Origin of the sequence: Methanosarcina sp. DH1 (assembly GCF_020804205.1) — an archaeon.
GTDB classification, from domain to species: domain Archaea; phylum Halobacteriota; class Methanosarcinia; order Methanosarcinales; family Methanosarcinaceae; genus Methanosarcina; species Methanosarcina vacuolata.
Genome location: NZ_WJBJ01000005.1, coordinates 60,584 through 82,516 on the forward strand (window position 1 = coordinate 60,584; position 21,933 = coordinate 82,516).

Genomic DNA, 21,933 nt, shown 5'->3' on the forward strand with positions numbered 1-21,933 from the left:
TACCTTATCCGAAGATATGTGTTTTAATAATAGTGTAAAAGTTAGGAAACCGGGCAATTATGGGAGATTAAAGGTTTAGAAAATAGATTGAGTATTAAGACAGTCCGAAAAACCGACTGTCTCAAGTTGTTAACTGGTATATATTTATTATACCTTTAACAGTTAAATCCACTGCAAGAGCAGCAAGCAAAAGTCCCATCAGCCTTGTAAAGACCAGCATCCCATTATATCCTATAAGCTTGTGAATACCCCTTGAGAAATGGAAGATGTAATAGCAGATAATGAACGTCAGTATGATTGATACAAGAATTATTATTTTTTGCACAATTGCTTCTGTTCCTCCCATCAGGACAATCACTGTACTGATCGTACCGGGTCCGGTCAGGAGCGGAAGGCTTATCGGGAAGATCCAGATATCTTCTCTTTCCTGAGAATGAGAAATTTCTTCGTCAGTAATTCTCCCCTTTGAGATTTTAGCATGCATCATATCAAAAGCAATGCTGAAAAGCAGGATTCCTCCTGCAACCCGCAGCGAATCCACGCTAATGCTGAACAGGTTAAGTATGATATTTCCTGCAATTGCAAAAAATAGGGCAATTACGCATGCAAGTATGACTGACTTTTTTGCGATTTCGTTTTTTTCCTCATCCATCACCTTGCTGGTCAAAGAGATGAAAGTTACCACTCCGCTTATAGGATTGACAACAACGAAGATTATTGTGAAAACGTGGATTAAAAACCCGAGGTTTTCGGTTATCACTTATTTCCCCTACGCGTTTTTATTTAATTTAGTTATATAATTATTTCTTTTATACTATTTCCGGTTGTATCTTCAGGCTATTGAGCAGGAACTCTAAAAGTTATTCATTTGTCATCGGTTAAGGAATTTTCTTGCCTGAAAACTATCGATTTTACATTAGAAACCGGCCTTAAATTTTGGCCTGTTTACATGAAATCGATACCTTGTCCCAGCGCACAGTCTGTTAATATATTTAATAAGTGTTATAGGAATAGACTCAATTGAAACAATTATCATGATTTTTCACTTAACCGAAAACGCATGAACAAGGATACAAAAATAATACAAAAATATCACTAGAAACCGTGCCAGAAAACAAAAATTTCACAAAAACAAAAAATTCACAAAAGATTAAAAGGCCCGATAAAAAGGCCTTACTAAAGAAATTTCAAAAATTCGTTTCTGCACATCTAAGTACGTGCTTCATAAGCATGGCAATTGTAAGAGGTCCCACGCCTCCAGGGACAGGAGTAATGAGAGAGGCTTTCTTGACCACATTTTCGAAGTCTACATCTCCATATACGCCATCTTCTTCCTTGGTAATACCCACGTCAAAGATTACTACTCCTTCCTTTACCATGTCGGCTTTAATAAGGTGTTTGACTCCAGTCGCAACCACCAGAATATCTGCATCAAGAGTGTATTTGTTAAGGTCATCTGTAAATACATGGCAAACCGAAACTGTTGCATTCCGGTTAAGGAACATTGCTGCCAATGGTTTTCCGACAACATTGCTGTGCCCGACAATAACCACGTTTTTACCCTTAATAGGCACATTATACTCTTCAAGCGCCCGGATAACTCCATGCGGAGTACAGGGAACAAGCCCTTCATCACCGATCATTAGCTTTCCCATGTTGTAGGGATGAAAGCCATCAGCATCTTTCTCAGGGGCTATGGCTTCCATTGTTTCCTGAGGGAAGAGGTGTCTCGGAAGTGGAAGTTGAAGCAGAATTCCGTGAACATTCTTATCTTTGTTAAGGGTATTGATCAAAGAGATAAGTTCCTCCTGACTGGTTTCTGCCGGAAGAAAGTGGTCTTCTGCTCGAATGCCCACACGTTCACAGGCTCTGTGCTTCAGGCGGACATACATTTTGGAAGCAGGGTCGTCGCCAACAAGGACGGTAGCAAGTCCAGGCGTAACTCCCCGGCCACTTACAAGAGCTTCAACTCCAGATGCCACTTCAGCTTCAATTTGCTTTGCAAGAACTTTCCCATCTATGATTCGTGATTCATACCCTTCATCTAACATTGGTAAAACATCCCACTTCTTCGATTAACAATAAACCGGGAATCTTGAACAGAGTTCTTTGACCTTATCACTTGTTTCCGACAGGATCTTCTCGTTTTCTGAGTTTGTGATTGCGGTCTCAATATAATCGGCAATTAATTCCATTTCCGTTTCCTTCATACCCCTTGTGGTACAGGCAGGGGTTCCGAGCCTTACGCCGCTTGTGATAAAGGGACTGCGGGTCTCAAAGGGCACCGTGTTTTTGTTTGCAATAATCCCGGATTTGCTCATGGCGGCTTCTGCATCCTTACCTGTTATATTCATATTATTGAGATTGACAAGCATAAGATGATTATCCGTGTCGCCAGAGACCATATCAAAACCCTTCTCTTTCAGGCATTTACAGAGGGTTTTTGCGTTCTTTACGGTCTGAATCTGATCCTGTTTGAACTTCTCACTCATTGCCTCTTTAAAGGCTACTGCTTTTCCAGCTATAATGTGCATGAGAGGTCCACCCTGAAGGCCGGGGAAAACCGCTTTGTTAATTCCGATCGAAAGTTCTTCTGTCCTGGAAATAATAATTCCGCCTCTTGGGCCCCGGAGGGTTTTGTGGGTCGTACTGGTAACGAAGTCCGCATAAGGTACAGGACTCTGGTGCACACCTGCAACTACAAGCCCTGCAATGTGAGCGATATCTGCAAGCAGATAGGCTCCGACCTCGTCAGCAATTTCGCGGAACTGCTTGAAATCGATTTCACGAGGATAGGCTGAAGCCCCGCAAACAATCATTTGAGGTTTGTTTTCCTTTGCTTTTTTCAGAAGTTCGGAATAGTCCAGCATCTCAGTCTTTTTACTGACTCCGTAAGGCACAATATTAAAGAGCTTTCCGGAAAAACTCACAGGACTGCCGTGAGAAAGATGTCCGCCGTGAGAGAGATCCATGGACATGATGGTGTCTCCGGGATGCAAAACCGAGAAATAGACAGCCATATTAGCTCCAGAACCTGAGTGAGGCTGGACGTTTACGTAATTTGCGTTAAAGATTTTCTTTGCCCTGGCAATTGCGAGGTCTTCTGCAATGTCCACGAAATCGCAGCCGCCATAGTACCGTTTGCCGGAATATCCTTCGGCATATTTATTGGTCAGAATAGATCCCTGAGCTTCCATAACGGCTTTGCTCGCATAATTTTCAGATGCGATAAGGTTCAGTTTATATTCCTGGCGCTCAGCTTCTTTCTTTATAGCCTCGAACAATTCTGGATCAATTTTTTCAATATAAGACATTACTGTCACCTGTAACCTATTCCTTTAAAATCTTTCAAAATCAAGAGTTTTTGTGGCTTGGATTGATGGGTTGATTAATGCTAATATGTGCGTGTATACAGGAGCTACCTTCCAGATTGGATACTTACTCAAGAGGCCGGCGTTCAGCGACAAAACCGCTGAATAATGGGGAGTGTAATTAAACAGACTCTATAACCTTCCTGATGGGTTTTTCATTCTGAAGTTTCAAAACTTTCGGCAAAAAGCTCCTGAATATCTTGAAGATAGGAGATTTCGAAACCTGAAAAGCCCTTATGGTCTATATGGTTTCGTGGAATACCTATAAGGTTGGAATATTTATAACTATCAGGGATTAAAGAAGTTATTAATCGGTAAAATCTGTTCCGGTTTTATATGATCTTAAGCGTTTGCTCAAGTACCGGTTACTACGTTTCTACCCTCAATTTTAAGTTTGCCCTCGGTAAAAAGCCTGACCGCTTCAGGGTAAATAACATGTTCCTGCTCCAGAATTCTGGCAGTAAGGGTTTCTTCTGTATCCCCGGTAAGCACAGGCACGCACTTCTGGAGGATTATTGGCCCTGAGTCAAGCCCTTCGTCAACAAAATGCACTGTACAACCTGCAACTTTTACCCCGTATTCGAAAGCCTGCTTCTGGGCGTGAAGCCCTTTGAAGGCTGGAAGAAGAGAAGGATGGATGTTCATAATCCTGTTACTGTAGGCCTTAATTATCTCATTTCCTAAAATCCGGAAGTAGCCTGCAAGCAAAAGAAGATCCGTATCATACTGGCTTAAGACATTCAGGATAGCCTTATCATATTCATCCCGGCCATACTCGCCCGGATCAAGGAAAACCGCGTTTATTCCGTGATTTCTTGCACGTTCGAGCGCGTAAGCATTTGCCTTATTGGAAATAACCACATTAATAGTAGCATTCTTTATGTAACCCTTATCAATGCTGTCCATAACCGCCTGGAGATTCGAACCCCTTCCAGAAACCAGCACTGCAATTTTTACAGTCATCGAAGCTTTTAGATTGAAACAGTGCTATATTAGGGTTTTGGAACAACCGTTGCGCCGGTTGATCACGCCGATAGGGTTCGGGGATAAGGTGCTAAAATTAAAAAGTTGCTCGGGGTTTTCGGTCAAGCCTTTTTTGAAAAGGGTTGCGGGCAAGTCTTTTTTGAAAAGGGTTGCGGGCAAGTCTTTTTTGAAAAGGGTTGCGGGCAAACAGTTTTTTGAAAAAGTATGGGACGCGGGCGGCGAGAATTTGGCTTTTACTTTTCTTCGTGAGTTTCTCTACGTTCCTCTATGAAGGTAAGGAGTTCCTGAGAATCACTTATTTTGTCAAGTTCTTTTTTCTCGATCATAACTGTGTTTTCTACGGATTTTATTTTTGAGTGCCCGTTAATGATGAATACGGATTGGGTCTCAGTGACGCAGGAAATACTGCTCATTAAATGAGCCCTTTTGACCACGGTCGTATTGAATTCACTGACTCCTGTAAGGATAACTGAGGATTCGTCCCGCGAAATGGCCTTGAAAGGAGCCTGGGCAGTATGAAGGACGTCATAGCCAAGCATGGAAATTGTGTTAAGGATCAAATCTTCCGGTAAAAGCGTATAGGGTTTTTCCTGGGTTTCGGTCCTGGATTCTGCTTTCTTCCGGGGCTTCCTGCTCCCGCAGGATTTCAGAATATTTATGGGCCTTGCAAGCTCAACCCCAAAGATATCCTCTAGCTGGAGTACGACATCTATTGACGCGTCCATGCCTTCTTCTTCATATTTGCTGATAGTTCTCCTCGAAACCCCTACCATGGAAGCAAGAGTCCCAAGAGACATTGACTGACCCATCCTGGCTTTTTTTAGGATATCTCCTTCTATGGAGACATACAGCCCGCCCGGAGCTGCTGAAACGAGAGGAGGAACATTTTCAATAAAGTAGTCATAAAGAGTCTGTACGTTCAGGGCAAGAATATCATAACGCATATACACAACGCTATCTTCAAGCATCTGGTCTCTGGTCTTTGCGCCCACGACAATAGCAGAGCCTCCAAGGTATTCGGCAAGGTACTTCATCTCCCTGGCAGTTTCTTCATTCAGGCCGTCAATATTAAATAAAACCTTGCAAAGTAATAGTGTTTCATCTTTCCGTGCGGCAACGTCAAAGCTCCTCGGACGAATATTGCAGCGATCGGAAAGTGCAAAACCTGCATGTGACAATACATCGATAATTTGATGTATGAGAACCTCTTTTGTCATTCCAGTATCAATCTCTGTTTGAACATCTATATATACTTTTCTTTACTTTTGACAATCCTCACAGTGCAAAAATACGTCGGAGAGTAACGAAAACCGTTATTGTCCCAAGCGCATCTGGAAAATTAAAAGGCAAAAACTGGACCCAAAAAAATGATTATCGGAATTGATGATACCGACTCAAACGAAGGAATGTGCACAACGTATCTTGGAGCTCTGCTGCTGGAAGAACTTCAGGCCTACGGAACTGTAGAGACCCGTCCACTCCTTATACGCCTGAATCCGACTATTCCCTATAAAACAAGAGGAAATGCTGCAGTAGCGCTGAAACTTAAGACCGACTGCCCTGAAAAAGTAATTGCTCATGTTGTGTCCAGAATAGAAGAATTTGCACGTATGGAATGCGAAAAAACTAATCCCGGCGCGGTTTTTATCCCGGAAAAAGCTTACGGAAAGCTCAAACCCGTCCTCAGGAACTTTCTGGAGAAAGCCGTAAAGGACGTGATCGAAATAGAAGAGGCAAAAAGCCTTATCTCGGAATCCGGAGTTCCTTCAAAGGGCTTCAAAAACGGAAGAGGACTGATAGGAGCCCTTGCGGCATGCGGGGCTATGCTTAACCTCGAAGAATGGGATCATACTTTCGAGTACCTGGCATACAGGCAAAAGGAAAAATGGGGAACCCCACGCGAGATCGAAAAGGGAAGTTTCTTTGAGGCTGACAGGAAGACTTATTCTGATACCTGGGACACTGTAGACCTTAAAAATAGACTTGTTGTCTGTGTACCTCACTCGGCAGATCCCGTACTCTTCGGGATCAGAGGGAAAAATCCGACCATAGTTACAAAAGCTGCATCCCTGATCAAGGCTGAGCCTGTTGAACGTTTTGCCATATACAGAACAAATCAGGGTACTGATATGCACCTGATTTCCGCAGAAAGCATTGCAGAAATAAGGGATATGCACTCTTACACGCTCGAAGGTACAGTCTCGGCAGCTCCAAAAACTATTCACGGAGGACACGTTATTTTTCCCATTCAGGACAAGGAAAAAAACGAAATTGACTGCGCAGCCTTCGAACCCACAAAGAACTTCCGGCTGCTTATAAGGAAACTCAGGCCCGGAGATAGAATTGTAGTATCTGGAAGTGTAAATTCCAGAACTCTCAACATCGAAAAAATAGAGATAAAAAAGCTTGCTCCCCTTTACAGGGAAGAAAACCCGGTATGTCCAACCTGCGGAAAACATATGAAATCATCAGGCCAAAACCAGGGATTCCGCTGTAAAAAATGCGGAACTCAAGCCACCTCAAAAGTCCTGTGTGAAACAAAAAGAAACCTTACAGCAGGATTATATGAAGTCCCGCCCTGCGCCCGCCGACATCTTGCAAAACCCCTGGCAAGGGAACAGAAATCTGATATAGAGATTCACCCTGCCCGCTAAGAAAAAAAGGGATAAAAAAGACAGAACTAAAAAAGACAGAGCTAAAAAAGCCCTTTCAACAAATTATAACCACAGAAAAGCTGCCAATTTATAAATCAATCCGCTTGACCACACCCGCGTACCGTTTGATCACGCCGTCGCTCAGGGTTTTCGCTCAAGCCTTTTTTGAAAAGGCTTGCACGAAAGCAGTTTTTAAAAGGTCATGGAAACCGGATGGGGATTAGGAGTAACTTATTTGGGTGGCACCGGAGGAGCATTTCTTTTATGCTCACTTCTCTCTATACGGTTCATGACTGAATTCAGCTGTTCTGCAGAAATCCCTGGAGTCTTCAGAATAGTCTCAGGGTCTTCGTTCTGCTCAAGCCTTTTGAGTACCTCATCTACTTTTAAGTAAGAGATTCCCAGTTCGGCTTCATCGGTCTGGCCTGCCCAGAGACCTGCTGAGGGTTTTTTGGTGATTAGAGAGTCGGGAATCCCTAGCCTGCGAGAAAGCTCCCATACCTCGGTTTTGTAAAGTCCGCCTATGGGTTCGAGATCAACGCCCCCATCTCCGTATTTCGTGAAGTAGCCGAGCAAGATCTCGGTTTTATTGCCGGTTCCTATAACCATCCGGTTCATACGGTTTGCGTGGAAGTAGAGGAGAGACATCCTGATCCTTGCTTTCAGGTTGCCCATGGAGAGCCGGTCTGCGGATTCACTCTCAGGGACTGCAGCCATGAAAGCTGAGATAATTCCTGAAATGTCAATAGTCTGAAACTCAATTCCCAGCCAGTCTGCAAGAGTTTTTGCGTCTTTGCTGTCTTCAGAAGGGGTAAGACCGGATTCGGGCATATGGATTCCGAGCACTTTATCTTTCCCCAGAGCTTTTACGGTAAGCGTTGCGGCAAGGGCTGAGTCTATTCCCCCACTAATGCCTACAACAGCTCCGTCTACACCTGCTTTACTGGTTTCATTCCGGATAAAATCAATAATTCTGTTCTGCGCGATTTCAAGGTTCATGCTGTCAATTCCTTGGTACTCATCAGGCATATAATTCAAAATGACCTTAAGATCCTAAGAATTCAAGATCCTGAGGTCGTAGATTCGAAATACATCAGGTTTAAATCACTATTGAGGTTTAAATCACTATTCAGATTTAAATGACTATTTTGAGGATTAAACAATTTTATACACAGAAGTTCCAGATATATAAAACCTCAGAGGAAAAAATAGAGTTATGGTAAACTTATTTAATAAATGGAAGGTATAGGGAATAATATATGCAGGTAATATAATATAAATAACTGATTATCAAATGCGTCTCTAACAATAATTAATTATCAAACGCACTTCTAACCAATAACTGATTATCAAATGTGTCTCTAACAATAATTATGCCTTTAACAATAATTAGTTATCAAACGCACTTTTAACCAATAACTGATTATCAAATGTATCTCTAACCGACAAATTATTATTCGGATAGGTTACAGGCTATAAAGGGGGTTTCTCTGGATAGGAAGACTTGACAGAAAATTCAAGGCATAAAAATTCCATTACAAACCCTTCGGGGTGAAAATCTACCTGACCAAAGGCATTGAAATAAAAAGACATCTAATATACAAAACGGGTAGCTCCATAATATGCAGTCCGGAGAAATCGGAAAAACCCGGTGTCCATCAATTTTATGCAATTATTAAAGTAAAAGTTCTAATCAAAAAGACAACTATTTTCGGGATGATCTATGGAAGAAATACAGTTGAAGGTGGAAAAAGCATATCCTATCGACCTTGGAAGAGGAATTATCCGACTTGACCCTACAACTTTGCTGAAGCTTCAGCTCTCGCCAGGTGACATCGTGGAAATAAGAGGTAAGAAAAAGACCACGGCAAAGGTATGGAGAGCTGACAGGCAGGACTGGGACCAGGGACTCGTAAGAATTGATAACTTCATCCGGCAAAATGCAGGTGTTTCCATAGGAGAGAAGGTAACTATCAAAAAGGTTGAAGCCCCGGAAGCAAAAAAACTTGTTCTGGCACTTCCGGAAAGCATGACACAGGGGGGACCTGAACTTCAGTTCGGGGAACATGCAAATGAAATCATAAAACGGCATATCCTCAAAAGGCCGGTTTTTAGGGGAGATATAATTCCTATAATAAACTCGATGTCTCAGCCAATGACAGAATCCCTTACTACAAGCCAGGTAATCCCCCTGGTTGCTGTTGAGACTGAACCTTCAAACACAATTGTCCTTGTTACGGAAGAAACACTTATCGAACTTCGCAAAAAACCGGTACAGGGGTACGAAAAAGCAACCCGGGGCGTGACTACTTATGAAGATATAGGAGGCCTCGGGGCTGAAATCATGCGTGTCCGGGAAATGATAGAGATGCCCATGAAGCATCCTGAACTTTTCGCCCACCTTAATATTGAGCCTCCGAAAGGAGTTATTCTATATGGTCCGCCCGGAACCGGAAAAACCCTGATCGCGAAAGCCGTAGCCAATGAATCTGGAGCAAGTTTCCATTATATTGCCGGCCCTGAAATTGTAGGGAAATTCTATGGAGAAAGTGAAGAAAGGCTAAGGAAGATCTTCGAGGAAGCAACTCAGGATGCTCCATCAGTCATTTTTATTGACGAAATTGACTCCATTGCACCAAAAAGAGAGAATGTAACAGGGGAAGTTGAAAGGCGTGTGGTCGCCCAGCTCCTGACTCTGCTTGACGGGATGGTAGAGAGAGGTCAGGTCGTGGTTATAGGAGCTACAAACCGTGTGGATGCGATTGACCCGGCACTTAGGAGGCCAGGCCGCTTTGACAGAGAAATCCATATCGGTGTGCCTGATACCAAAGACAGGTATGAAATCCTTCAAATCCATACCAGGGGTATGCCCATAGAAAGGGATGAGGAACCAGAGGAGATCGAAAAAATCGAAACCGAAGCTGATGAGGCTGCCCTGGAGAGGGAGAGGAAAGAAAAGGCAGATAAATATCTGATGTACCTGGCTGAAAGAACCCAGGGGTTTGTAGGCGCAGACCTGCTGGCTCTTGTGCAGGAAGCTGCCATGCGATGCCTCAGGGAAAATCTGCCTGACCTTGATCTTGAAAAGGAAGCAATTCCGCCTGAGAGACTGGAAAAAATCGTTGTAACCAAGAAAAACTTTGAAGATGCCCTGATGGAAGCCGAACCCTCTGCTCTAAGAGAAATTTATGTGGAAATGCCCACAGTTGGCTGGAATGATGTTGGAGGGCTCGATGAAGCAAAGCAGTCTATTATTGAGGCTGTGGAATGGCCCATCAAAAATCCGGAAAAGTTCGCTCGTATGGGCATAAAAGCTCCAAGAGGAATCCTGCTTTACGGCCCGCCAGGAACCGGAAAGACCCTGATAGCAAAGGCTGTTGCCAAAGAGTCAAATGCGAATTTCATAAGCGTCAAAGGGCCCGAGATTTTCTCAAAGTGGCTTGGAGAATCGGAAAAAGCTATAAGGGAGACCTTCAGGAAAGCCCGGCAGGTCGCTCCCTGTGTGATTTTCTTTGATGAAATCGATTCGATTGCTTCTATGCCAGGAATGGAATCCACGGACAGCCACACTTCAGAGAGGGTGCTTAACCAGCTCCTGACCGAGATGGACGGGCTTGAGTCCCTTAGAGATGTGGTAGTGATTGCCGCAACCAACCGCCCTAACCTTCTGGACCCTGCAATCCTGCGTCCAGGACGCTTTGACAGGCTGGTTTACATCGGTTCTCCTGACCGGAAAGGCAGGCTCAAGATATTCAGGATCCATACAAAGGGTACACCCCTTTCTGAAAATGTGAACCTTGAAGCCCTTGCCGATGAAACTGAAGGTTACGTGGGCGCCGATATTGAATCAGTTAGCAGGGAAGCCGTAATGATTGCCCTGAGAGAGAACTTCGATATAGAATATGTAGAAATGAGACACTTCAAAGAAGCTCTGAAGAAGGTAAAACCCACAATTACAGAGAATATTGCTCAGTTCTACGAAAAGATCGAAGCGCAGTTCAAGGGAGGCCAGAGACTCACAGAAACAGCTGGCTATGTCGGTTACAGGTAAAACTGCAGGCTAGTGTCGTGAAAATTTAGTTATTGGTCACAGATTAACTCTGAATCGGTATCTGTTGATGAAAAGCTATCAAAAATTATGCCCAATAATTAAATTACCATGACACTCGAATTACATTTAGGGTTACTGGTAAGAGTTACAGGTAAGAATTAAAGGTAAGAGTTACAGGTAAGAGTTACAGTAAGAGTTACAGTAAGAATTAAAGGTAAGAATTTAATCCAGTAACTCTTTAGAAGATTCGTTTTAAAAGGAAAAAGTTTTAAAGATCCTGGTTTCAAATGGAATAAAATATTCGAAGTGGAAAGCCAACTTTACCCAAACCGATAACATACTGCCAACGGAGATACGATAAAAATGTCTAAGGAATTTGCAAAGAACCTCTTTAACAAGCAGGTAATGGCCACCGACGGAACAGAAATAGGAACGTTGAGTAACGTTGTAGTCGAGATTAAAGGAGGAAACATTATCGACATGGTGGTTGCCCCAAATGTCAATTTAGATCCTTCCAGGTACAGGAAAGCAGATAATTTTATCCTCATTCCTTTCGATTCGGTAAGTGCAATTAAAGACTATATAATAATAGATAAGATGAAAGCAAAAATAAACTAAATAGGAGGAAAGGGACAAAAATTCCTTTCCTTTAGGACATTAAATTTGTTTTCTTATTTTTCTTTTAACAGAGGAACTCTTCTTTTAGTTCCGCCTGTTTTCATTGAAACTTGAAAAATATCCATCTCATTGTTGGTCTTTTTGTTGGTTTTCCTTTCTGATCTGGAACCGTTTCATTCTCTTCTTCTAATTTTGTCCTTAATTTCCATTCTGCAATTGAATAAATCATTAAGCAGAGAACCATTATCATTGGCAACGCTTCAATTCTTGATTTATTCTTGAGGTACACCTTCGATACGCTAAAGGTATCACTTTTCAAAAATCGGAATCCTTTTTCTACTCTATCCTGTCCTTTGTAGTACTTCAGCATCTCTTCAGGAGAAAGACTGATATCATTACTTGCAAGAATGAAAAGTCCCATTTTTTCCATTTCTTTTAAAACAAAAGCATCATTAACCTTTATAGTCCCATCAATCTTATAATATGTCTTTAATTTCTTATTTTTCAGAGGTCTGCCTCTTTTACCTGCTTCACGTTTTTTAATGGTTTTCACATCTACTTTTTCAAAAAGAACTGAAGGGAAATCTGCAATCCATTTTTCTGCTGCTTTTAATTCATCTTCTTCACAGAAAAAGTCATCTCCTGCCAACTTTATAAGCGACTTTTCTGCTTTTTCAATCTCTTTTTCAAGCTCTTTTTCAAGCTTCCTTCTGAGAGTTACCTCTTTCTTTTCTTTCATTTTATGAGAGAGTAACAAAACCCAATTTTGTTTGACTTCACCATAGTCCACAAAAGTTTGATAAAATGAGTATCTCTCGTCACTTTTCAGTAGCTTCAGATTCAAGTTTGCATTTAGCAGCTCCTTTGCCTCAGTAATTGTTGCAGGAACACGACTTATCTAGAATGACTTTCCTATGTTCTTGATATTTTTGTCAGTGTAAAAAGAACTATCAGCTACATAGTACACTTTGCTTTCCGTGCTTAAAGCTGATTTGAGAGAATTGATTGCTTCCAGAATTGTGCTTTTGTCTGAAGCATTCCCTGAATGGGTGTTCATGAAAAGTGGTATTCCATGCTGATTAACAATCAAGCTCAATACAAATTGTTTGAGGTCCCATCTTCCATTTTGGGAATTCCAAAAGTAATATCAATAGACTCAGTTTCCTTGTTATCATAATCCCCAAAAACACATGCTTGAATACGTAGGGCAATTTTCAGAAAAAACGATAGCAAGAAAAATTATGAAAATGGAATGGGCATTTGCGGAAAGTCAGTATTAAATCTTAGATGAGGAAACAATTAAAGTACTGAGATTGATGGGAGAAGAATACGAAAAATATTATGCGTGAAAAAATAGTGCGGAAAGTAGGATTCAAAAAACTTATAAAACTTATTATAAACCAATTTTACCAAGTTTTATTTTCTTGAATTACTGTTTACGTTCCAAAAAGGATTTCGAAAGCTGTTCTCTTTGTTTTGCTTCCCATACTTTTTTTTCAATAACTTTACTCTCTTTATAAATTTTTTCAATTGATTTGATATAATTTTTCCCATTTTCACTTATTTCATAAGTGCCGTGGTGTGTTTTTTCCACAAGATTGCTATCTTTTAATTCAGTTAAATGATTGGCTAGCGCCGATTTTTTGAGATCTATCTTTTCAAGCAACGTCTGAAATGTCAAAGGCCCGTTTAAAAGAAGGATTAGAATCCTGAATCGGTTAATATGAGCAATTGTTTTTAAAATAGAAACGATATCCTCTGATGAATTCATTAAAAACTCATGAGATAGCTCTAAATCGCTTTTTTTATCCATAACTAAGTTGTTTTTTTAATTAAATAAATATCTTTTCTACAATTACTATCTCGAAATATCCCATTCTCAAAATATTTGTTCATAAAAATATGGAATAATATTCCATTAAAGAGTGAATTTTTAATAATATGAAATCCAATTTATATCTACAGTCAATTATGCTGCTTACGCATCAAATACAACTCAAATACAACTCAAACACAATAAACAACAAATTGATACATATTTTAAACAGTTTTCAGTTTTTATCTCACTGGGTTTCAGTTCAATTGCGTAAGTAAAAAGTTAAAGGAGAATTTAACATGGAAATCAAATTAAAAATCGTGGAAGAACATCAGGTAGCTAGCATTTCTCATGAAGGTCTGGTAGAGGAGATGGGAGAAATAATAGGAGAATTAGCAGGATGGATCAAACAAAAAAGACTCAAAATTACTCAACCTCCTTTTGCGGTATATTATACCAGCCCAACAGAAGTGCCGCCAGAAAAAATGCAATACGAGATTGGTATACCCTTTCAGGGAGATACAAACGGCGATGAGAGAGTAAAAATAAAAATTATGCCAAAACACAAAATTTTATCAGCTATCCACAAAGGTCCCTATGCAGAAATAGGTTCAGTGTACGCTGAGATGATGCAGCACATTATTGAAAACGGTTATGAGATGATAGGAGCTCCACGAGAGGCTTACATTAACACTCCGAGGGAAGTGCCTGATAACGAGCTCCTGACAGAGGTTGTATTTCCTGTTATAAATTTAGAAACTTATAGAGGTTCAAGCGGTGATTCAAATTTAAGAGGACAACCTGAAGAGCTCATAAAACAAGAAAATCCCATTAAGATTTCGCCAATTGGATATGTAAGGAAAGATGGCGTGAAGACATCCCTGGAAATTATTGACAAATACATTCCCGGCTTAAAAGAATTAAATAATTTCAGTCACGTAATCGTGCTCTGGTGGGCAAATATGATTGACAATATTGAATATCGGAATGTGCTTCAGGTCTATCCCCCATATTCTCTGGATAGGCTGACCGGAATATTTGCAACTCGTGCAGAATACCGTCCAAACCCCATATCAATAACAACCTGCAGAATAGAAGATGTTAACGAAAAAGAGGGGATAGTACATGTATCCAATCTTGATGCTTGTGATGGAACTCCTATTATAGATTTAAAAGCTTATTTCCCCTCATTTGACAGAGTAGAAAAACCAGAAGTCCCCAGATGGCTTTCTTTTCTCTGGCCAGAGTGGGCATATGGCCAATAAGGATAAAAAGCAAGTAGTTAATAGGGGGTTAAATTAAAGTGTACTCTCGAGAAGTACATTTTTTATTTCTTTTTTTGGAAGAACCCATATGGCTACCAATAACTTTCCAAAACCCCTGAAAATAGAAATCATTGATGAAAAACCCTTGAAATTAATGGGATGTGTTTATTATGGTAATCCATTTCATTCAAAAGAAGAATGGAACGTAGAAAATGAAATTGGATTGCTCTGGAAGCGTTTTTATAACCTTTATGAAAAATATGATGAAAAGCTTGAGAAAAATGCGGTAAGCGAAGTCACTTATGAGGCGCATATTCAACCAGATGACTATGATGAAACTGGAAAATTCTACGTATACGTAGGCCTTGAAGTTAAAGAAACCGGTGAAATGCCCCTAGAGATGTTTTGCAAGATTTTTCCCTCCACTAAATATGCAGTATTTACCTTCAAGGGAAGAGAAATGTTCAGAGGAGGAGAATTCATCTGGAAAAAGTGGCTGCCTAGTTCTGAATACGAAGAAGCTTATCCCTATTTGATATTAGCTTATCATAAAAACCGTTACTTTGGACTGGATAACGAAAATTCAGAAGTTGAGTATTATATTCCACTAAAATTAAAAAATGACTAATTTTTCAATATTCTTGCTAGTTCTTCATTATTTTTATATTTATTTTTTAATATTTTTTTGTAAAAAAGCTTGTAATTTTCTTTTTAGTCTAAGGAGTAGTCACAGAACAAATTATGTACAGGTTTCGATTGAATGTCTTGATTTTTCAAGATCTTTATCATCAATTGAAAAATTAACTTTATAATTAATTTGTATAATTTATTTTATAATTAATTTGTATAATTTATTTTATTACAGTTACTAAATCCACAATTTTACAGTTAACTGTGTAAAATGTCGATAAAGTATGAAATAAGTAAACAAATGAAAGGTGATCAAATAGTGCTTAAAAAGAGTCAAATATGATGCTGACTTTCTTAAAGAAAACATGATGAGCCCAAACTTGATGAAAATCATTGAGGAATTGTCAGAATCTTTAAACCTTGAAAAAGGAATGCGAGTATTTGATCTTGGCTGCGGAAAAAGACTAACTTCAATCTTCCTGGCAAAAGAGTATGCTGTCACAGTTTTCGCAACCGAAAATTATGAAAGAATCAAGTCAATGGGACTGGAAGACAAGATAATTCCAATCCATGCTGAAGCTCACGATTTACCATTTGCGAATGAGTTTTTTGACCTTGCGATATGTGTTGATGCCTATAACTATATCGGAGTTGAAGAAGACTATTTGACAAAGTATCTTGCTCCGCTTGTAAAAAACGAAGAGCAAATAGGAGTCGAAGTTCCGAGGTTGAAGGAAGAGTTCACAAACGGAGTGTCAGTGGAGTTACAGCCGTACTGGTTTGATGATATGAACAGTCTCCATTCTTGCGACTGGTGGTATAACCTCTGGAAAAACTGTGATTCAGCAAGTATCCAGGAGTGCAAAGAGTTACAATGTTTTTAAGAGGCGCGGCAGGACTGGCTTTCGTGCGACAACGACTATGCGCGCAGGGATATTGGAATGATGGAAGCCGAAGATGGAAATTATTCAAATCTGGTTTCAATCGTGGCTACTAAATTGTGAATTTAAAATGTTTTGAAGAACTCTCGCCTGATCTTTTGGCTCAGGCATATAATCATTAATTGTTGCCTTCCTGGCAACTAATAAATACACACGAATAAGGGAAAGGGAAATGTATGCGAGTTTTTGAAAGGCCTGGCCCAGTTAACACAGATGAAATTGTTAACCTTGTTGGAGAAAAATCAAATTTTGTTAAAGATATTGTTGTTGCTTCCATAACTGGAGAGAGCGCTGTAAAAATTGCCCAAAATATTACCAATAAGACCATAATTTGTGTTACCTGTCCTCAGGGTATGTATTGGGAAATAGATCAAATGGAAAAAGATGTTTTTAGTGACATTCCTGAGCTGAAGGATATAAAAAATAATTGGGTACAAGAGGGATTACACCGTGTTCCGATGAGCATTACCGAAAAAAACAGAGTTATACTGGATCAACTTAATGTAAAAATAGTTCAGGGAACAATTCCTTTTTTCGGACCTAGTTTTTCTATGAGATTGCACCTTCGCCAGGTCACATCCCTTGATGTTATAGCAAAAACCCTTGAGCTAATTTCCCCGGGGACTTTAGTCTGCTTAGAAAGTGTATTGATGTCAACTGATGCTGGAGTTGTTCCTGAAGGAGAGCTTGTGCTAGCATGTGCAGGTACTGAGAGAGGGCTTGATACCGCCTGGGTAATGAGAAGTTGCGCCTCAGCAAACATGTTTCACCCTTCAAAAGGATTCAGGTTTGTTGAGTTACTGGCAAAGCCAGGAATTGCTTTACAACCGGATATAAATATTGAGTATTTGAGATAAGGGATCGCGTCCATAGCTGACTCCAAATCATGTGACATCCGATGTCAGCGCATTTATCGCTATATCCTATCAATAGTGAGACACCGCCATTCCAGAAGCCATCATTTCAAGAGAGGATTCATAATGAAGATTTACCAGGTTGATGCATTTACGGAAAAAACGTTTTCGGGAAATCCAGCAGGCGTATGTGTTCTAAATAAGAAGCTGGACGAGAAATTAATGCAGAACATAGCTCGTGAGATGAATCTGTCAGATACTGCATTTCTTTTTAAAGAAGGTGAGGGGTATAATCTAAGGTGGTTTACCCCAAATGCGGAAGTCGAATTATGCGGGCACGCAACACTGGCAAGTGCTCATATTCTGTGGGAAAAAGGGTATTTAAAGAAAGATCTGGAGGCAAAGTTCAGCACAAAAAGCGGTCTATTAACAGCAAGGATGAATGAGGGCTGGATTGAACTGAATTTTCCGGCATTAACTGAAGAAAAAACAGAATCCCCAATAGATTTATTGGAAGCGCTTGGGACTCAAGCAATCTATGTAGGGAAAAGCGAGTTTGATTATCTGGTAGAAGTCGAATCCGAAGAGATAGTCAAAAAGATGAAACCAGATTTCATGAAACTTTTGAAAGTCCCCACAAGGGGAGTAATTGTCACAAGCAGATCCAGGGCGTATGACTTTGTGTCAAGATTTTTCGCGCCAAAAGTAGGTGTATCGGAAGATCCAGTTACAGGATCGGTTCACTGCTGTTTGGGACCCTACTGGCAAAAAAAGCTGAATAAAAATGAGTTCGTTGCATATCAGGCGTCTGAACGCGGGGGCATCCTGAGAGTAAAAGTTGCCGATGACAGGGTTTTAATTTCGGGAAAAGCAGTAACAGTGCTGGAAGGAGAATTACTGATTTAAATAGAAAAGGCTGCTGAGCATAACAATAAACTCCTGTTCAGGGCACTGATAGCAAGTTCAGCATGGACAAAGTTTTGAGCGGAACTAAGTATGCAATGCCATATTCCTTATATAAGGTAGATATTACCGCCCTCCAAGGACTAAATCTTACAAGCAAAAAAACCCCACCTCAGTCTTAATGTTTGGGCAGAACACCTTGAATCCTGAGCCATCATACAAAATAGACCCGGAATATGAATATTTTTGGTTTAGCAAGATGAATCGTAGTTGAAAGGAGTCTGCTGATTAATGAGAGCGAATAGTATAAACCACTGGGATATTGTTGCTGAAACTTATAGTGAGAAAAACAATCGGGGAAGAAATTTTAATTCTCAGATATACCTGGCTGCCGTAAATGAATTATTAGGAAACGTAAAAGGAAAACGCATTCTCGATGCAGGATGTGGTGACGGTTTTTTTTCGTTAGAACTTGCACAAAAAGGAGCGTTAGTTACATCTGTAGATAGTTCTGAAGCTATGTTAAATATAGCAAAACACAAGCATATCCATGATAATCTTCAATATTATAATATGGATTTGACCAGGAAGTTAACTTTTGAAGATAAATCGTTTGACATTGTTGTGGCAAATATGTTGCTAATGGATATTCCTGAGATTGAATCACTTGTTTTTGAAGTAGCCAGGGTACTGAAAAAGCCTGGGACTTTTATTTTCTCAATAACACATCCATGCTTCTTTTTAAGTGACTGGGAGGAAAACGAAAATAACATAAAAACATACAAAAAAATTGGAAATTATTTAGAGGAAAGGGTCGAAGAATTAAATTTCTGGGGCAAAACATTGCATTATCATAGACCGTTATCAAGGTACATAGAAGCAATTGAAAAAGCAGGAATGTACGTGAGTTCACTTAGAGAACCGGTTCCTCCAAGAGAATTAATAGAATTGTGCCCGGAAAAAGAGTATCATTGTAGAATTCCCTCATTTGTAGTAATTATGGCAAAAACGGTTTAAGAAAACACATCCGAATTCGTATAATGACGTCCGAGGTGTAAGATATATCGGCACAGCAAACCAAATACGTGCCCCTTAATAGTAATTTAAGAAGGGACAAGCATTATAGATTATAATGAAATCAGTGAAAAAAAATGTGAATTTTATTTATTTACAAGAAGGGAAATTGAGTGGAAGTATATGGTGGTCTTCAATTTGAAAGGTTTACGGAAGAGGATGTTGATATCCTTACACCCATAATGAAAAGAGCATTTGATGAGGATACTCAAAGGCATTTAAATCAACCAACTGGGGGCCCTGGTGGCTATGATAATGGAGATTTTCTACGCGAATATGCTCTGAATCCCGCGTCTCAAGCATATAAGGTTTCTAAAGACGACAAACCAATAGGCGCTGTAATAGTCTGGATAAAGGAAAATAATGTAAACTTCTTAGGGAATATTTTTATTGATCCTGAATTACAGGATAAAGGATTAGGGTTGATAATTTGGAAATTCATCGAATCGAAATATCCTGATACTGTAAAATGGTACACAGATACGCCAGGTTTTTCCAGAAGAAACCATAATTTTTACGTAAATAAATGTGGATTTAAGGTTGTAAAAATTAAAAATCCCAGAGACAAATATAACGGAACTTATATCCTGGAGAAACATATGAAATAATCATCATTGGCTGTGTTAGTTATAGTTCTATGAATATTCAAGAAAGTGTAAATTAGACGTGATTTAAGACTGCCATATCTATGCTGTATTAATTGACCATTCTTAATTGACCATTCTTAGTTGACCATTCTTAGTTGACCATTCTTAGTTGACCATTCTTAATTGACCATTCTTAGTTGACCATTCTTAATTGACTATTCTTAATTGACCATTCAAAACGCAAGATCAAAAGAAAATAATTTTGAATTTTGGGGTCGTCTCATTTACTACTGGAAGGGATGATTTGTGGGAATTGATTATAATGAACTGGCAAAAAAATACGATTTAACAAGAAAAGAGAACATAGACACAATAAACCGATTTTTGGAAAATCTGTCTTTTTCTGAAGGAACGAACATACTTGAGCCTTTGCCAATTTCTTAATTAATGCTTTAATTTTAGATTAAAAGCATTAAAGTCCTTTTTTTAAGCAAAAATTACTTTTAATTACTTAGATATTCAACCTTCTAAAAGCTCCTGGTGCTCTAATCAGTTCATGTCTTCCAACTTTAAAAGCCGTAAGTGCCGTAAGTAATGCAGCAATATTGCTTATTGACACATAAGTTTTGGCCCATACTTTACCTCTTGTAGGCGTTTTTGATCTATTGTATCCAACAACATCGTTTGAATTTTTTCTTTCAACAGTTGTTCTAATATTGTACAATTTTCCAAGCAATTTATGGTAAATTCTTGGTATGTATTTAGCTCTAAAGTGAGTTCCCTTTTCCGTTTTTAAGATATTTCCAGCACTATTTTTTCTTGCTGCTATGATTGGAATAACCCCTTTTTCAACTACGGTTTCGTTAGAAGGATGACTATCAGGTCCTGCGTCTGCTATCACAAAAAATGGTTTTACTGTTGTTGATTCCATACACTGGTTTATTGTATCCTGAAATATAGTGTTGTCATTTTTGCTAGCATTTACTGCATCCCAATAAATGGGTAAACCCCACCAGCTATCAACAATACATGTATCAGTGTATCCTGTTCCTGATAATACACTATATTTGCCTGTTTTCTTGACATAATGTCCAGCATCTGGGTCTGAAAGCAGTCCAGTTTCTTTATTTTTCAAACCACTACAATTACACTCAAAAAATCTTCGATCCCAAATCCAGATTTTATCACCAATAAGGTTAAGGTTTCTACATTCTTTTATTAGTAGTCCTGCATATTTGTCCAGATAAGGATAAATCATTTTTAGATTTCGTCGATAAGATGAAAGAGTAATCTTTTCCTTGCTTCTGATTTTTAATTCCTGTCCTATAGCTTGATTCTGGTTGTAATCTCTAATAAATGATTCAAGGTTGGAGTACCCAAGTTTGCATCTTGATACTTCTAACTTGAAAATGTTATTAAAAGCCAATTCTTCAAGTTGAGGCATATATCCCATTGAAACTTGGAGGTCATTGAAATAAGAGTCAAGTGAAGGATTTAGTGCAAAAAGATTACCTAAATATCCCTTAAATGTTTTAATATGTTGAAAAGCAAGTATTTGATCCAAGGGAAGAACAGTTTCCATGTAGTCCTTACTCTTAACAATCAAAGGTTTAACTCTGTAAGGGATATTAATTTTCCTTTTAAGGACATTTATTGTGTCTTCAAAAAAGTCCGAAAGTAATGTTTGAAATATAATAGTTATACAACGCCTATTGCTTTTTGCGTTTTTCTTGTTCTTTTTATTAGTGTCCTGAAATATTATTTTAAAATTAGAACTTTTGGAATGAATGTAATCGTGGAAAATGGCTGAAGATGTTGATTTTTCAAAAAGATTACTTATAAAATCTATAAGTAGTGACTGGTTGGTGTGAAGAGCATAAACTTTTATATTTTCCTTTTTGTCTTTTATTTTTTTTCCAAATAGATTTTCATATTTTTTTCTACCTTCAATGCTCTTCAAACTTACAACTATTGTTTTTGCAATCCCTAAAAAATCACTCAATTGTAGCAATAAATATTTATATCCCTTATCAATAATTTTTATCATGGATTATGCCTTTTTATGGTTTGTTTTTAGATTAGCAACTTAAAATAGCTTTAATTGGGCATAATCCTTACGATAAGTTTTAAAAATCTATTTAAAAGATATCTAAATAATATTTTTGTAAAATAACTTTTTTTGAGT

20 protein-coding genes and 1 pseudogene are annotated in these 21,933 nt (G+C 39.1%); 12 read left to right on the plus strand and 9 right to left on the minus strand.

Annotated features, from left to right (window positions below; translation table 11 throughout):
• Nucleotides 1–121 precede the first annotated feature (121 nt).
• The 4 genes from FXW07_RS02100 to purN all read right to left on the minus strand — a co-directional run bounded on the left by FXW07_RS02100 (nucleotide 122) and on the right by purN (nucleotide 4,334).
• Nucleotides 122–760 carry a MarC family protein gene (locus FXW07_RS02100; protein WP_229393542.1) on the minus strand — a complete coding sequence of 213 codons (639 nt, stop codon included), beginning with the start codon at nucleotides 758–760 and terminating at the stop codon, nucleotides 122–124.
• A 427-nt stretch (nucleotides 761–1,187) separates the two neighbouring features.
• Nucleotides 1,188–2,051, minus strand: coding sequence for a bifunctional methylenetetrahydrofolate dehydrogenase/methenyltetrahydrofolate cyclohydrolase (locus tag FXW07_RS02105; protein WP_229393543.1), 864 nt, complete (start codon nucleotides 2,049–2,051; stop codon nucleotides 1,188–1,190).
• A gap of 24 nt (nucleotides 2,052–2,075) precedes the next feature.
• Nucleotides 2,076–3,314: a bifunctional serine hydroxymethyltransferase/L-allo-threonine aldolase gene (gene glyA, locus FXW07_RS02110; RefSeq protein ID WP_229393544.1), complete on the minus strand. Its 1,239-nt coding sequence runs from the start codon at nucleotides 3,312–3,314 to the stop codon at nucleotides 2,076–2,078.
• A 411-nt stretch (nucleotides 3,315–3,725) separates the two neighbouring features.
• Nucleotides 3,726–4,334 (minus strand): phosphoribosylglycinamide formyltransferase, encoded by a 609-nt coding sequence (gene purN, locus FXW07_RS02115; RefSeq protein WP_229393545.1) that lies wholly within the window; start codon nucleotides 4,332–4,334, stop codon nucleotides 3,726–3,728.
• Nucleotides 4,335–4,371: 37 nt separating this feature from the next.
• Here purN and FXW07_RS02120 point away from each other — a divergent pair, with 37 nt between their 5' ends.
• Nucleotides 4,372–4,626 (plus strand): hypothetical protein, encoded by a 255-nt coding sequence (locus FXW07_RS02120; protein ID WP_229393546.1) that lies wholly within the window; start codon nucleotides 4,372–4,374, stop codon nucleotides 4,624–4,626.
• Here the strand turns inward: FXW07_RS02120 and FXW07_RS02125 are convergent.
• Complete coding sequence (locus FXW07_RS02125; RefSeq protein WP_229393547.1) at nucleotides 4,589–5,572, minus strand: transcriptional regulator; 984 nt, start codon at nucleotides 5,570–5,572, stop codon at nucleotides 4,589–4,591. The two genes, FXW07_RS02120 and FXW07_RS02125, sit on opposite strands and share 38 nt — an antisense overlap.
• A gap of 150 nt (nucleotides 5,573–5,722) precedes the next feature.
• Between FXW07_RS02125 and FXW07_RS02130 the strand changes: the two genes are divergently transcribed.
• Nucleotides 5,723–7,009, plus strand: a complete 1,287-nt coding sequence (locus FXW07_RS02130) for a tRNA(Ile)(2)-agmatinylcytidine synthase (protein ID WP_229393548.1) — start codon at nucleotides 5,723–5,725, stop codon at nucleotides 7,007–7,009.
• 231 nt (nucleotides 7,010–7,240) lie between these two features.
• Here the strand turns inward: FXW07_RS02130 and FXW07_RS02135 are convergent, their stop codons facing one another.
• Nucleotides 7,241–8,008, minus strand: coding sequence for an NAD+ synthase (locus FXW07_RS02135; protein ID WP_229393786.1), 768 nt, complete (start codon nucleotides 8,006–8,008; stop codon nucleotides 7,241–7,243).
• Nucleotides 8,009–8,732: 724 nt separating this feature from the next.
• Here FXW07_RS02135 and FXW07_RS02140 point away from each other — a divergent pair.
• Both FXW07_RS02140 and FXW07_RS02145 read left to right on the plus strand, forming a co-directional pair.
• Nucleotides 8,733–11,060: a CDC48 family AAA ATPase gene (locus tag FXW07_RS02140; protein ID WP_229393549.1), complete on the plus strand. Its 2,328-nt coding sequence runs from the start codon at nucleotides 8,733–8,735 to the stop codon at nucleotides 11,058–11,060.
• 363 nt (nucleotides 11,061–11,423) lie between these two features.
• A complete protein-coding gene (locus tag FXW07_RS02145) occupies nucleotides 11,424–11,678 on the plus strand; it encodes a PRC-barrel domain-containing protein (RefSeq protein ID WP_048119071.1) in 255 nt (84 codons plus the stop codon).
• Between the two features lie 103 nt (nucleotides 11,679–11,781).
• On the opposite strand, the pseudogene FXW07_RS02150 reads toward FXW07_RS02145, so the two are convergent.
• Nucleotides 11,782–12,866, minus strand: a pseudogene (locus FXW07_RS02150) (IS1634 family transposase); the annotation flags it as partial.
• Between the two features lie 241 nt (nucleotides 12,867–13,107).
• Nucleotides 13,108–13,491 carry an ArsR family transcriptional regulator gene (locus tag FXW07_RS02155; RefSeq protein WP_229393550.1) on the minus strand — a complete coding sequence of 128 codons (384 nt, stop codon included), beginning with the start codon at nucleotides 13,489–13,491 and terminating at the stop codon, nucleotides 13,108–13,110.
• A gap of 302 nt (nucleotides 13,492–13,793) precedes the next feature.
• Here FXW07_RS02155 and tsaA point away from each other — a divergent pair, with 302 nt between their 5' ends.
• From tsaA to FXW07_RS02195, 8 genes are all read left to right on the plus strand, one after another.
• The gene (tsaA, locus tag FXW07_RS02160; RefSeq protein WP_229393551.1) at nucleotides 13,794–14,759 is read left to right on the plus strand and encodes a tRNA (N6-threonylcarbamoyladenosine(37)-N6)-methyltransferase TrmO; all 966 of its coding nucleotides are present in this window, start codon (nucleotides 13,794–13,796) and stop codon (nucleotides 14,757–14,759) included.
• 88 nt (nucleotides 14,760–14,847) lie between these two features.
• Entirely contained in the window at nucleotides 14,848–15,387 is a 540-nt protein-coding gene (locus tag FXW07_RS02165) for a GyrI-like domain-containing protein (RefSeq protein WP_229393552.1), read from the plus strand.
• Nucleotides 15,388–15,772: 385 nt separating this feature from the next.
• The gene (locus tag FXW07_RS02170) at nucleotides 15,773–16,273 is read left to right on the plus strand and encodes a methyltransferase domain-containing protein (protein WP_229393553.1); all 501 of its coding nucleotides are present in this window, start codon (nucleotides 15,773–15,775) and stop codon (nucleotides 16,271–16,273) included.
• 233 nt (nucleotides 16,274–16,506) lie between these two features.
• On the plus strand, nucleotides 16,507–17,187 hold the full coding sequence (locus tag FXW07_RS02175) for a pyruvate kinase alpha/beta domain-containing protein (RefSeq protein ID WP_229393554.1): 681 nt from the start codon (nucleotides 16,507–16,509) through the stop codon (nucleotides 17,185–17,187).
• A gap of 123 nt (nucleotides 17,188–17,310) precedes the next feature.
• Nucleotides 17,311–18,090 (plus strand): PhzF family phenazine biosynthesis protein, encoded by a 780-nt coding sequence (locus tag FXW07_RS02180; RefSeq protein WP_229393555.1) that lies wholly within the window; start codon nucleotides 17,311–17,313, stop codon nucleotides 18,088–18,090.
• 288 nt (nucleotides 18,091–18,378) lie between these two features.
• Complete coding sequence (locus FXW07_RS02185; RefSeq protein ID WP_229393556.1) at nucleotides 18,379–19,104, plus strand: class I SAM-dependent methyltransferase; 726 nt, start codon at nucleotides 18,379–18,381, stop codon at nucleotides 19,102–19,104.
• A 170-nt stretch (nucleotides 19,105–19,274) separates the two neighbouring features.
• A complete protein-coding gene (locus FXW07_RS02190; protein WP_229393557.1) occupies nucleotides 19,275–19,769 on the plus strand; it encodes a GNAT family N-acetyltransferase in 495 nt (164 codons plus the stop codon).
• Between the two features lie 285 nt (nucleotides 19,770–20,054).
• Entirely contained in the window at nucleotides 20,055–20,192 is a 138-nt protein-coding gene (locus FXW07_RS02195; protein ID WP_229393558.1) for a hypothetical protein, read from the plus strand.
• 67 nt (nucleotides 20,193–20,259) lie between these two features.
• On the opposite strand, the gene FXW07_RS02200 is transcribed toward FXW07_RS02195, so the two are convergent.
• Nucleotides 20,260–21,795, minus strand: coding sequence for a transposase (locus FXW07_RS02200; RefSeq protein WP_229393559.1), 1,536 nt, complete (start codon nucleotides 21,793–21,795; stop codon nucleotides 20,260–20,262).
• Nucleotides 21,796–21,933 lie beyond the last annotated feature (138 nt).